We start from the raw sequence: 12,953 nt of genomic DNA, 5'->3' as shown, positions 1-12,953 counted from the left end.
CGTCAAGGCCGAGCCGCCGGTGACGCGCCCGCTCGGCCTTGACGAGATGGTGACGGGCCTGAGTGCCTTCGATTTCCAGTAACGCCGTGTCCTCTGAAATGGGGGCAAGGTGCCATAATTGTCGCCGGCCGCTGGCTCAGTTCCGGCCTGCGCCTTTGCGTTACGCGAACAGAGCATCTTTTTGTCGTCCCTTGCGCATCGTCCCGTCCACAAAAGCCCGACAGTCGCGCTCATGATCGATACCGCATCGCCGATCGTCGCATCGCCAGCCGTCTCGCCGCGCGAGGAGCGCGTCGGCATGCTTTTGGTCTTCCTGTCGGCGCTGATGTGGAGCTTCGGCGGCACCATCGCCCGCTTCATCACTGTCGGTGACAGCTGGACGGTCATTTTCTGGCGATCCGTCTGGGCAGCCGCCTTCCTGGTCTGCTTCATGGTCTGGCGTGACGGCTGGCGTGGCACGTTGAAGCTGTTCCACGACATGGGTCTGCCCGGCCTTGCCGTCGGGATCTGCTTTGCCACCGCATCGACCGCCTTCGTCGTGGCGCTGGCCTACACCACCGTCGCCAACATCCTTTTGATGCAGGCAGGCGTGCCGTTGCTGGCGGCGCTGTTTGCCTGGGCGTTGTTTCGCGAAAGGGTCGGTGTCGCCACCTGGGTGGCAATCGCCGCCGTCATCACCGGCGTCGCCATCATGGTGTCGGAATCGCTGGATGGCGCCGTCTCGCCCATAGGCGATGGGCTGGCGCTGTTGATCGCGGTCATGTTCTCGGTCGCCACCGTCATCACCCGGCGGTTTTCCGGCGTGCGCATGACGCCGGCGACGTGCCTCGGCACCATGCTCGCGGCCGGCTTTGCCGTCTCGCAGGCATCGACCTTCACCGTGTCAGTCAGCGACATGGGCTTTCTGTTTGCCTTCGGCGTGGTCAATCTCGGCCTCGGTCTCGCCTTCTTCGCCACCGGCGCACGGTTGATCCCGGCGGCCATCGCGGCTCTGCTCGGCACGTTCGAGCCGATCCTCGGCCCGATATGGGTCTGGCTCATCCATTCCGAGGTGCCGTCGGGGCGCACCATCATCGGTGGCGCGGTGGTGGTCACGGCGCTGCTCGTCCATATCGGGCTCGAATTCAAGCGCCAGGCACGGCCCGAACGCGCAGGGGTCACCGGGGTGCCGTCGCCTAATTGAAGCGGCCTGCAGCTTTGCCATTGACAACGTCGCTGCAGCACGGGCAGGCTGGGAATACGGCAACAACAAGACAGGCGTATCTTGCCAAGTCTCCCAGCCGGTCCGATCGGGACCGGACCATATCGTCGTATCTCTGCCCGCGCCACGGCGAAAGCCTATGACGGTATTGGCACGCCTCCCAGGCCGCCTCAGGGGCATCCAGCCATCTCATCGAACCGCCTGCATGGTCTCGGCAGTTCGCGCTTGTCGCCCCTTGGAAAGCTCAATAGTCTGAAGAAAATGCCGGTCGCGCTGATATCGCGACGAGCCGGTGAAGGAACACTCATCAAAGGAGAATAGCATGATCCGCAAAGCGCTCTGGCTTTCGGCAACCTCGGCATTCCTGACATTGTTCACCGTCGGCGGTCACGCCGCGGATCGTGTCGTCAACGTCTTCAACTGGTCGGACTATATCGACAGTTCGATCATCGACGATTTCACCAAGGAAACCGGCATCAAGGTCGTCTATGACACCTTCGATTCCAACGAAATCCTTGAGACCAAGCTGCTTGCCGGCGGCAGCGGCTATGACGTCGTCGTGCCCAGCGGCAATTTCCTTGCGCGCCAGATCCAGGCCGGCGTGTTCCAGAAGCTCGACAAGTCGAAACTGCCCAACATTTCCAACATGTGGGACACGGTTACCGAGCGAACCGCCAAATATGACCCCGGCAACGAATACTCGGTCAACTACATGTGGGGCACGGTTGGCATCGGCTACAACATCAAGAAGGTGCAGGCGGCGCTTGGCACTGACAAGATCGACAGCTGGGACGTCTTCTTCAATCCCGATAGCCTGGCCAAATTGAAGGACTGCGGCGTCTACGTGCTGGACTCGCCGGCAGATATCATCCCGGCGGCGTTGAAATATCTCAACCTCGACCCGAACAGCACGTCACCCGATGATATCGCCAAGGCCGAGGAGACCTTGCTCAAGGTGCGGCCTTACATCAGGAAGTTCCATTCCTCCGAATACATCAACGCGCTCGCCAACGGTGATATCTGCCTGGCGGTCGGCTGGTCGGGTGACGTGTTCCAGGCCCGCAACCGCGCGGTCGAGGCCAAGCAGGGCGTCGAAATCGGCTATTCCGTGCCGAAGGAGGGCGCGCAGATGTGGTTCGACCAGATGGCAATCCCCGCCGACGCGCCGCATGTGGCGGAGGCGCTCGAGTTCATCAACTACATGATGAAGCCGGAAGTTATCGCCAAGTCGTCGAACTACGTGCTCTACGCAAACGGCAACAAGGCTTCGCAGCAATTCGTCGACAAGGCATTGTTGGAGGATCCTTCGGTTTATCCCGATGCCGAGACCATAAAGAAGCTCTACACCGTCTCGCCATACGATCCCAAGACCCAGCGCGTCATCACGCGCACCTGGACCAAGATCGTCACTGGCCAGTAAGCAATCCGACACGGTCCCGGCAGCCACCTGCCGGGACCGTTTCTACCTGGGGCAAGAAGCAAGAAAATCAGGACGGAGTGGGATATGAAATCGCTTGGCAGCATCCGCAGGGATTTTGCACCGTGGAACGACCCGAATGCCAAGCCGTACATCCAGTTCGACAACGTCACCAAGAAGTTCGGTGACTTCACCGCCGTCAACAATCTGTCTCTGACCATCTTCGAGCGCGAGTTCTTCGCGCTGCTCGGCGCCTCCGGTTGCGGAAAGTCGACGCTGCTCAGGATGCTCGCCGGCTTCGAGGAGCCGACAGCCGGCCGCATTCTGCTTGACGGCCAGGATCTGCGTGGCATCCCGCCCTACCGGCGGCCTGTCAACATGATGTTCCAGTCCTATGCGCTGTTCCCGCATATGACGGTCGAGAACAACATCGCCTTCGGTCTCAAGCAGGACGGCATGCCGAAGCCCGAAATCGCATCGCGCGTTGCCGAGATGCTGAAGCTGGTCAAACTCGAGCAGTTCGCCAAGCGCAAGCCGCACCAACTATCCGGCGGCCAGCGCCAGCGCGTCGCGCTCGCCCGCTCGGTCGCCAAGCGGCCGAAGGTGCTGCTGCTCGACGAGCCGCTCGGCGCGTTGGACAAGAAGCTGCGCGAAGAGACGCAGTTCGAACTGATGGATTTGCAGCAGAACCTCGGCCTGACCTTCGTCGTCGTCACCCACGACCAGGAAGAGGCGATGACCATGGCCGATCGCATCGCCATCATCGACAAGGGCGAGGTGATGCAGGTGGCAACGCCGGCCGAAGTCTACGAGGCGCCGGGATCGCGCTTCGTCGCCGGCTTCGTCGGCAATGTGAACATGTTCGAGGGCAAGATCGCGCGTGGCGAGGCCGGCAGCGCCAGCATCGATGCCGGCAACGGCCTCACCATCCGCACCGACAATGCCGGCACCGCCGGCGCCGGGACGGCCGTCACCTTCGCCATCAGGCCCGAAAAGATCAAGGTGTCGTCGAAAAAGCCGGCCGAGGCGGTCAACGCCATCGAGGGCGAGGTCTACGACATCGCCTATCTCGGCGACATGACCGTCTACCATGTCAGGCTGGACGACGGCCAGGTGGTGCGCGCGAGCACCATGAACGCGGCCCGTATCACCGAGGATCCGTTGAGCTGGAACGACCGCGCCTGGGTTTCCTTCCGGCCCGATGCCGGCGTCGTGCTGACGCGGTAGGGGCGACCATGTCGAGCGCCGCCGTCACCACCTCATCAGCCTCTCCGGCATCCAATGCCGGCAAATCCATCCTTGCCAGGCTGGGTGCTGCCTTCGTTGGCCGACTGGTCATCATCATCCCGTATGTCTGGCTGCTGTTTTTCTTCCTCATTCCGTTCGTCATCGTCTTCAAGATCTCGCTGTCGCAGACGGCAATCGCCATTCCGCCCTATACGCCGGCGCTCGATTTCAGCGGCGGCATTTCCGGGTTCCTGGCTCAGCTGAAGCAACTCAGCCTCGACAATTACGCCTGGCTGACGCAGGACGCCCTCTACTTCAACGCCTATGTAACCAGCGTCATCATCGCCGCGGTCTCGACGGTCCTGACATTGCTCGTCGGCTACCCCATCGCCTATGGCATGGCGCGCGCGCCGGCGACGATCCGCCCGACCTTGCTGATGCTGGTGATCCTACCGTTCTGGACCTCGTTCCTGATCCGGGTCTACGCCTGGATCGGCATTCTCAAGCCCGAAGGGCTGCTCAATCAGCTGCTGCTCGCCACCGGCGTCATCCACCAGCCGCTGATCATCCTCAACACCTATACGGCGATCTTCATCGGCATCGTCTATTCCTACCTGCCGTTCATGGTGTTGCCGCTCTATTCCGCGCTTGAGAAGATGGACTATTCGCTGATCGAGGCAGCCAAGGATCTCGGCTGTCCGCCGACAAGTGCGTTCTGGAAGATCACCTTCCCGCTGTCGCTGCCCGGCGTCATCGCCGGCTGTCTGCTGGTGTTCATTCCGGCCGTCGGCGAGTTCGTCATTCCCGATCTGCTCGGCGGCTCGCAGACGCTGATGATCGGCAAGACGTTGTGGAACGAGTTCTTCGCCAATCGCGACTGGCCGGTATCGTCGGCCGTTGCCGTCATCCTGCTGTTGCTGCTGATCGTGCCGATCATGCTCTTCCAGCGGGCCCAGGCGCGCGCTCAGGAAATGGACAGGTGACCTCATGAACGCCACCTGGAGCCGCTTCAACATCACTTCGATCGTGCTTGGCTTTGCCTTTCTCTATCTGCCGATCGTGCTGCTCATCGTCTTCTCGTTCAACGAGTCGAAACTGGTTACGGTCTGGGGCGGTTTCTCGACCAAATGGTACGTCTCGCTGTTCCACAATCAGGGCCTCATGGACGCGACCTGGGTGACGGCGCGCGTTGGCCTGATCTCGGCCACGGTAGCGACCGTTCTCGGCACGCTGGCGGCACTCACCTTGACCCGCTACACGCGCTTCAAGGGCAGGGTGCTGTTCTCCGGCATGGTCTTTGCGCCGCTGGTCATGCCGGAAGTGATCACCGGCCTGTCGCTGCTGCTGCTCTTCGTCGCGGTCGGGCTCGACCGTGGCTTTCTCACCGTGACGCTCGCCCATATCACGCTGACCATGTGCTTCGTCGCCGTGGTCGTGCAGTCGCGGCTCATGACTTTCGACCGCTCGCTGGAAGAAGCCGCGATGGATCTTGGCGCAACGCCGGTGAAGACCTTCTTCCAGATCACATTGCCGGTCATCATGCCGGCGATCGTCTCCGGCTGGATGCTGGCTTTCACGCTTTCGCTCGACGATCTGGTCATCGCAAGCTTCACCTCCGGGCCGGGCGCGACGACGCTGCCGATGAAGATCTACAGCCAGGTTCGCCTCGGCGTGACGCCGGAAATCAACGCCGCCTGTACCATTTTGATCGCCGTCGTGGCGATGGGCGTCATCATCGCCTCGCTTGCCAACAAGCGGCGTGAGGTGCAGCGCCAGCTCGACGAGCAGGTGGCGCAGCGCGGGTGAAAGACAGAAGGCGCAGTGTCGCCTATTCCCCCGAAACGCCGCGGCTGATCGGGGAAATGAACGGCGTGCTCCAGGTTCCGCCGACGAAGAATGATGACTGGTTGGGACCTTGCTGGCCGTTGGCCTGCGTTGCCGCCTGGTCAGGCTGAATGACGCCGCCGGACAAGGCCAGTCCGCGCCCGGCGTAGGACGCGATGCCGGACAGCCAGATCTTGTACTTCGCTGAATTGGCCTCGGCCTTGTCGATCCGCGCCACGCCCTTCGAAATGGTGGCCTTGATCTCGGCACCGTCGATCGGCAATGTTCCGTCAGAGACATCGTCGAGCGCGAAGAAGCCGCCCTGTTCGGTATGTTTGAGGAAGGCCGGCAGGTTGAGCTTGCTCAACGCACCCGGCCCGAAGGTCGCCGAGACCGAGCCGTCGGCATTGTCGAAGATGGAATCCCAGGTTCTGCCCGGCCCCTTGAGGATCACCGAGACGGTGCCCGTGCCGACCGGCACCAGCCGCGTCATCCCTGCCGCCGTGCCGAATGCACCGCCGTCGATGTCGGACGCCAGAAGGCGGATTTCGACCTGTGAGCCTTCCGGCTTGCGATCGAAGCGAAGGCTGGTCTGGATGTTGCCGCCGAAGGCCGAGGCATCGGAGATGTCGAAGACGGACAGACCATCCTTGACCTGGGCCGTGGCGGCGACATCGGCGAGCTGGATAGGTCCCGCCGTGGCGTGGGCTGCCGACAGCCTCAGATCGAGATTGATCTTGTCGGCGAAACTTGTGTCGATTTCGCCGGGTCCCGCCCCTCCGGTCGGCACCAGCGGGGTGAAGGCTGACAGAAACGATCTGAGGTCGAGCGTGTCGAAGGCGAGCGTGCCGGAGATCACAGGTTGTGCTTCGCCAAGCGAGAGGTCCAGTGCACCCATCCCCGGATTGTTGTCGAGTGCAATTGCCGTGTTGTCGAACTTGACGCGCCCGCCGGTCGCGGTGATCTTGCTCGAAATGCTGACCGAGCCGATCGCTGCACCCGGAGCGATGCCGGCCTGCGACCATTCCAGGACACGCCGCAGCGAGGGTGCCGAGAACTTCGCCTGACCGTCGAAATAGGTATTTTCAGACATGCTGGCCGTGCCGTCGAACGAGAAGGTGGCGGGCGCCGCCTTAAAGGACAGCGTCAGCGGCGCCGTGCCGCCGGCAAACAGCACAAGCGGTCTGGCCGAGGCGACGTCCAGCGCGACGCTTTCGCCCCGCCAGATCCCTGTTGCCGACAGCGTCGCATTGCTGTTCATCGCCGCCCAATTCGCCTGACCGTTTAAACTGCTCAGGATCTCGACGTCCTTGCCGCCGATGGACGCTACCATTCGGCCGTCGCGAAACTCGACCGTGCCGAAGGTGTCGGTAGGCAGCTTGTCGAGGTCCGGCTTGGCGGGGTCGGCATTGACCACGCCGCGCGCCGTGTCGATGGAACGCGTGATGCGCCCGCCGGTGGGGACAGCGGGCAGGAAAAGGCCGGCAGGCGTGCGCTGGACCCGGATCGTCGGCCGCACCAGCCGCGCCGTCGAAAACACCACGTCGCCGCGCAGCGCCGCCATGGCGGAAAGGTCGACCTCGACCCGTTCTGCCTCGACCACAGGCGGCGCCTCGGTGTCGGTCCATTGTGAAAGCGTCACATCGGTCAGGATTGCCCGGAATGTCGGCCAGACCTCGATGCGCGGCGAACCGTCGATGGCGACCCGGAAGCCGCTCCACGCGCTCATTTCCCAGGCGATGCGGTCGCGCACGATACGGGTCGAGGCAATCAGCGGCAGGGCGGCAACGACCAGCGCGACGACGATCACGGCAGCGCCGATCGCCCATATTCCGCGCCGGATCATAGATGATGGCATATGGCCCCGTATGCTTCCATTCCGACAAATCGCCCGGCGGGTGTAACCCCGATCGTCACCACGACCCCGGTCGTCACCACGACCCCCAGTCATGACCACGACTTCCGGCCGCCACCACGACTTCAAGTTGTCACTACGACTTAGGGCTGAGGCATTTCAAGTCTTTATGGCCCGGCGATGGCATTTGCGCACATCTGGTCGCATCAGCCGAACAAAATCTTGCTCTGCTGCGCTGCGATATGCATAAGCGATGGCGACCGTGGAGGAACGATCATGGCTGCCGGACAACCGCTCTGGACCCCGACGCAAGACCAGATTGACGCAGCACCCTTGACCGCCTTCACCAAGGCCGCCGGAGTGAAAGCCGGCGTAGCGTTTTCCTCGTATTCGCAGCTTCATGCCTGGTCGGTCGAGGACCGTGAGGGGTTCTGGAGCCTGATCTGGGATTTCTGCGGCATCGTCGGCGACAGGGGCGATAACCTGCTCGTCGACGGCGACAAGATGCCCGGCGCTTCTTTCTTTCCCGATGCGACACTGAATTTCGCTGAGAATCTGCTGAAGAAGACCGGCTCAGGCGACGCAATCGTGTTTCGCGGCGAAGACAAGGTCGAGCGCCGGCTGTCCTGGAACGCGTTGCACGCGCTGACCTCGCGGCTGCAGCAGCTTTTCCTGTCGCTCAAGGTGAAGAAGGGCGACCGCATTGCCGCCATGATGCCCAACATGCCGGAGACCGTCGCCGCCATGCTGGCCGCGGCCTCGATCGGTGCCGTCTGGTCGTCTTGCTCTCCCGACTTCGGCGAGCAGGGCGTGCTCGACAGGTTCGGCCAGATCGAGCCCGTCGTCTTCATCGCGCCGGATGGCTATTGGTACAATGGCAAGGCGATCGAAGTCGCCGACAAGATCGCCGCGGTCGCGGCCAAGCTCGGCACTGTCCGCAAGATTCTGGTCGTCGATTATCTCGGCACATCGACTGATGTCGCCGGGACCATCGACAAGGCGGTAGCGCTGGAAGAGGCGCTGTCGCCCTTCGTCGGCAAGCCCGTTGCCTTCGAGCCGCTGCCGTTTTCGCATCCGCTCTACATCCTGTTTTCGTCGGGAACGACCGGCATTCCCAAATGCATCGTCCATTCGGCCGGCGGCACGCTGATCCAGCATGTCAAGGAACACCGGCTGCATGCTGGTCTCACCGATGGCGACCGCTTCTTCTACTTCACCACCTGCGGCTGGATGATGTGGAACTGGCTGGTGTCGGGGCTCGCTTCGGGGGCCACGTTGCTGCTCTATGACGGTTCGCCCTTCTACCCCGACGGCAGTGTGCTGTTCGATTTCGCCGATGCCGAGAAGATGACGTTCCTCGGCACCTCGGCCAAGTTCATCGATTCCGTGCGCAAGGCTGGCCTCAAGCCGATCCGCACGCATGATCTGGCCACTGTGCGGGCAATCTCCTCCACCGGCTCGCCGCTATCGCCGGAAGATTTCCGCTTCGTTTATGACGGCATCAAGAAGGACGTGCATCTGGCTTCGGTCTCCGGCGGCACCGACATCGTCTCCTGCTTCGTGCTCGGCGTGCCGACGCAGCCTGTCTGGACCGGCGAGATCCAGGGACCCGGCCTTGGCCTTGCGGTCGATGTCTGGGACGATGACGGCAGGCCGGTCCGGCAGGAGAAGGGCGAGTTGGTCTGCACCAAGGCTTTTCCGGCGATGCCGATCGGCTTTTGGAATGACCCCGAGGGCAAGAAGTACCGGGCGGCCTATTTCGAGCGCTTCGACAATGTCTGGTGTCACGGCGATTTCGCCGAATGGACCGCGCATGGCGGCCTGATCATCCATGGCCGCTCCGACGCCACGCTCAACCCGGGCGGCGTGCGCATCGGCACGGCGGAGATCTACAACCAGGTCGAACAGATGCCGGAGATTCTGGAAGCGCTGTGCATCGGCCAGGACTTCGACAACGACGTGCGCGTCGTACTGTTCGTGCGCCTGGCCGCCGGCGCGCAGCTCGACGAGAATCTGGAAAAACGCATACGCGCTAAGATCCGCAGTGGCGCCAGTCCCCGCCATGTCCCGGCCAGGATCGTTGCCGTGTCGGATATTCCCCGCACCAAGTCGGGCAAGATCACCGAGCTTGCTGTGCGCGACGTGGTGCACGGCCGCGCCATCAAGAACAAGGAAGCGCTCGCCAACCCGGAAGCGCTCGACCTGTTCAAGAACCTGCCACAGCTGGCCGAGTGACCGCCAATGGATGTCGCTCCAGAGGAGCCACTGTTGGAGGCAACGAGATGGGTGAAAAAGGCCTTTCCAGCATGGTTAACGAAATATCACGCTAGAATTTACCTAGATTTCATGAGTGGTACACATTCGTAAATTTTCCGGAGCCCCGGTAAGGAGTTGTTAAGGTCCGGCGTCGATAGTCGCAGGTAACTTGAGGGAGAAATCCCGTTCCTCAGCCCCGAGGATCCGAATTCGCTCAAGCCCCCGTTGTGACAGCAATCCCATCTCTTAAGGCGTCCTTTGGGCGCCTTTTCTTTTTATCGGGACCGAACCGCGGAGAGGGCTGACCTATTCCGCGAGCACACGGGTCGACGGAAAAGCGACCTCGACCAGAGTGCCTTCGCCCGGTGTCGAATTGATGGTGAACCGGGCACGGTTGGCTTCCACCATCGCTTTGGTCAACGGCAGTCCAAGCCCGGTCCCGTCGCCGCGTCCGCGCTTCAGCGCGTTGATCTGCTTGAACGGCTTCAGCGCCTGCTCGATCTCGGCATGGCTCATGCCGATGCCGGTGTCGCGCACCCGCATGACGACGTCGCCCGAGGTCTCATAGGCGGTCGAGACGATCACCTGGCCGCCGGCCTGAGTGTAACGGATGGCATTCGACAGGATGTTGAGCGCGATCTGGCGCACGCTGCGCAGGTCGGCCACCACTTCCGGCAGCCGCGAAGCGAAGCTGGAGCGGATGATGACCCGTTCGCGGTTGGCCTGCGGCTGCATCATCGCCACCGTCTCGGCCAGCGTGTCGTTGAGCGACACCGCCTCATAGGCCATCTCCTGCTGGCCAGCCTCGATCTTGGAGATGTCGAGCAGGTCGTTGACCAGGTCGAGCACATGATTGCCCGAGCGGTTGATATCGCGCAGATAGTCGCGGTAGCGGTCGTTGGCGACAGGTCCGAACTTCTCGTCGACCATCAATTCCGAAAAACCGATGATGGCATTGAGCGGGGTGCGGATCTCGTGGCTGATGCGGGCCAGGAAATCGGTCTTCTGCGAGGACGCGCGCTCGGCCACCGCACGTGCCTGCGTCAAGTCCTCTTCGGCCCGCTTCCACTGCGTGATGTCGCGAACGACGGCGCAGAAGCCGCTGTCGTTGGGCAGCCGGCCGATGGTCATGAACAGCGGAATGAAGCGTCCTTGCGACTCGCGCCCGATCACCTCGCGGCCGTCGTTCATGACACTCGCCACGCCGGGTTCGGACAGTCCGTTGAGATAGTCGCGCGCCGCGCGCTGGCTTTCGATCGCAAACAGCGAGGCGAACGGCTTGCCGGTCACATCGTCGCTGTCGAAGCCGAACAGCGCTTCCGCAGGCCGGCTAATCGATCGGATGGTGCCGTCACGGCCGATCAACACGACGCCGTCGGTGGCGGTGTCGATAATGGTGCGCATCTCGGCGATGCGCGCCTTGAGTTCGGAAATATCCGGCTGCGTCTGCTCGTCGCCAACCACATGCAGGCTCGCCGGCGCATCATCCTCGCCGGAGCGTCGCACGACCAGCATCAGCGCCTTGCCGTCGCGCCAGGGGACCGAGCGCAAAATGGCCTCGATCGGGAATTCCTGTCCGTCACGCGTTTTCAGCCGCAGCGCGCGATCGGTGCCGTCGGAAACGCCGTCGTCGGCATAGGGGTCGGCAAACAACGCGCCGAGGCCGCCGGCATCCGCCAGATCGTCAAGCGCCTCGTAACCCGTCAGGCTGAGGAATTCCTCATTCGCATAGTGCAACCGGTCCCCGGAATGGATGAGCAGCGGCACGGGCAGCTTGCCGAGCAGCGACGTGTCCGGAGCCTTGTGTTCATCTCCGGCGGAAAACGCCGACGGCACGAACCCTTCGGCCTTGAGCGGCGGAACCTGCAGGCGAGGGCGCTCGAGGGGTATTTCCGCAGAGACGCCTGCGGTTTCCTCGCCAACCGTCTGCTCGTCGGGCGACGCGGCTTCCTCGTCGGGCTGCGCCCAATCCTCATTGTCTTCGGCATCGCGAAAATCCGCCGACGTCATGCTGTCGTCATCGAGGCCATCATGTGTCGCGTCAGTGGATTCAGGCTCTTCGCCGGGCGAAACGGCAGCTGTGTTCTCTGGTTCCGCCGCCACGGGGCCACGTTCGTCATCTTGGCCGGCATAGTCGAGCAACGAGCCCGTCACATTCACCCCCGAGCGGGCGTCACGAGGGGCTTCGTCCGCGTGACCGTCAAGCCGTGCCAGATCCCGGTCGTCTTCGGCATCGACATCGGATGCCTCGACCGGTTCGTTCTCTGGCCCTGACGCAGGGATGCCGTCGGTGCGCATCGGGTCGTCGGACGCATTGACCGGAGCCTCGGTCTCCGCTGCCGATGCCTCCACAGTCTCGGTCTCTGGCGGCCCGACCGGAGCGCTATCCTTCTTCAGCCGCTCGCCGATTTCGCGGAACGCGCTGCGTTCCAGGGTCGACAGGCCCTTGTCGTTGGCAGGCTGGCGATGTTCGGCGAGCCGGATCACCTTATCGGCAAAGCGCCGCTCCTGTTTCGGCACGATGGTCAACGCCGGCACCTCGCCCTTGAACGGATCCGATGCCTGCGTGTCCTCGGTCTTGGGCTCTTCGGCGTTCGGCTGTTCGGGCGCGGGTTGGATGACTTGCGGTTCCGGCGTTGCCGGCGCCTGGCTATTGGGCACCAGCGCCATGCCGATGGCCTCCGGATCGACGACCGCGTCGCTGGCGCGGGCGACGCCGAAGCCGCGGAAACCCTCGAAGGCGCGGCTGCGGCCATAGACAGGCAGCGCCGCCAGGTCGACCGGTATCTTCAGATCGGTGCCGACGACCGGCCACAGCACGGAGCGCCCGGACCAGGTATCGCGCCGTTCGAGGAGCCCTGATATCTCGCCGGAGGGGTCGAGGCCGAATGTAGCGGCGACATCCCGGAAGCGGCGGCCGATCACGTCGGCCGCCGGCTTGCCGACGATGTCGGCGAATTCCGGCGACAGCGCGCTGAACTTGCCTTCGGCATCGGTGCGCCAGACGAAGCGCACCGGCGCCGCGGCGCGGTCTATCGCCGAGACGGTCGTCGGCGTGGCCGTGGACTGGACTTCCAGGGCGGCCGGCTCTTGAGGCGCTTCAGGTCCGGACGCGGCAGGTCGCGGCGCCTGTTGCCCTCCGTCCTCGCCGGCGTTGAAGTACCAATGGTCGT

Annotated in this window: 8 protein-coding genes; 6 read left to right on the top strand and 2 right to left on the bottom strand. The window is 63.1% G+C overall.

All coding sequences use genetic code 11. The annotated features are described in order from the left end of the window. The first annotated feature begins 232 nt into the window (after positions 1 to 232). The 5 genes from EN984_RS06155 to EN984_RS06135 all read left to right on the top strand — a co-directional run bounded on the left by EN984_RS06155 (position 233) and on the right by EN984_RS06135 (position 5,651). Complete coding sequence (locus EN984_RS06155; RefSeq protein WP_127268368.1) at positions 233 to 1,183, top strand: DMT family transporter; 951 nt, start codon at positions 233 to 235, stop codon at positions 1,181 to 1,183. Between the two features lie 340 nt (positions 1,184 to 1,523). Then, positions 1,524 to 2,621 (top strand): polyamine ABC transporter substrate-binding protein, encoded by a 1,098-nt coding sequence (locus tag EN984_RS06150; RefSeq protein WP_127268369.1) that lies wholly within the window; start codon positions 1,524 to 1,526, stop codon positions 2,619 to 2,621. Positions 2,622 to 2,705: 84 nt separating this feature from the next. Beyond that, a complete protein-coding gene (locus EN984_RS06145; RefSeq protein ID WP_127272201.1) occupies positions 2,706 to 3,845 on the top strand; it encodes an ABC transporter ATP-binding protein in 1,140 nt (379 codons plus the stop codon). An 8-nt stretch (positions 3,846 to 3,853) separates the two neighbouring features. Further along, complete coding sequence (locus EN984_RS06140) at positions 3,854 to 4,828, top strand: ABC transporter permease subunit (protein ID WP_127272202.1); 975 nt, start codon at positions 3,854 to 3,856, stop codon at positions 4,826 to 4,828. Positions 4,829 to 4,832: 4 nt separating this feature from the next. Then, a complete protein-coding gene (locus tag EN984_RS06135) occupies positions 4,833 to 5,651 on the top strand; it encodes an ABC transporter permease subunit (RefSeq protein ID WP_127271643.1) in 819 nt (272 codons plus the stop codon). A 22-nt stretch (positions 5,652 to 5,673) separates the two neighbouring features. Here the strand turns inward: EN984_RS06135 and EN984_RS06130 are convergent, their stop codons facing one another. Further along, positions 5,674 to 7,527, bottom strand: coding sequence for an AsmA family protein (locus EN984_RS06130; protein ID WP_127272203.1), 1,854 nt, complete (start codon positions 7,525 to 7,527; stop codon positions 5,674 to 5,676). A gap of 273 nt (positions 7,528 to 7,800) precedes the next feature. Here EN984_RS06130 and EN984_RS06125 point away from each other — a divergent pair, with 273 nt between their 5' ends. After that, a complete protein-coding gene (locus EN984_RS06125; protein ID WP_127270180.1) occupies positions 7,801 to 9,759 on the top strand; it encodes an acetoacetate--CoA ligase in 1,959 nt (652 codons plus the stop codon). Positions 9,760 to 10,086: 327 nt separating this feature from the next. Here EN984_RS06125 and EN984_RS06120 read toward each other — a convergent pair. Continuing rightward, a partial coding sequence (locus tag EN984_RS06120) for a PAS domain S-box protein (RefSeq protein ID WP_127383663.1) occupies positions 10,087 to 12,953 on the bottom strand: 2,867 nt, incomplete at its 5' end.

It is taken from the genome of Mesorhizobium sp. M7A.F.Ca.CA.004.12.1.1 (assembly GCF_003997835.1).
Classification (GTDB): domain Bacteria; phylum Pseudomonadota; class Alphaproteobacteria; order Rhizobiales; family Rhizobiaceae; genus Mesorhizobium.
Note: the sequence above shows the minus strand (reverse complement) of the source record. Positions and strands in the feature narration are given on the sequence as shown.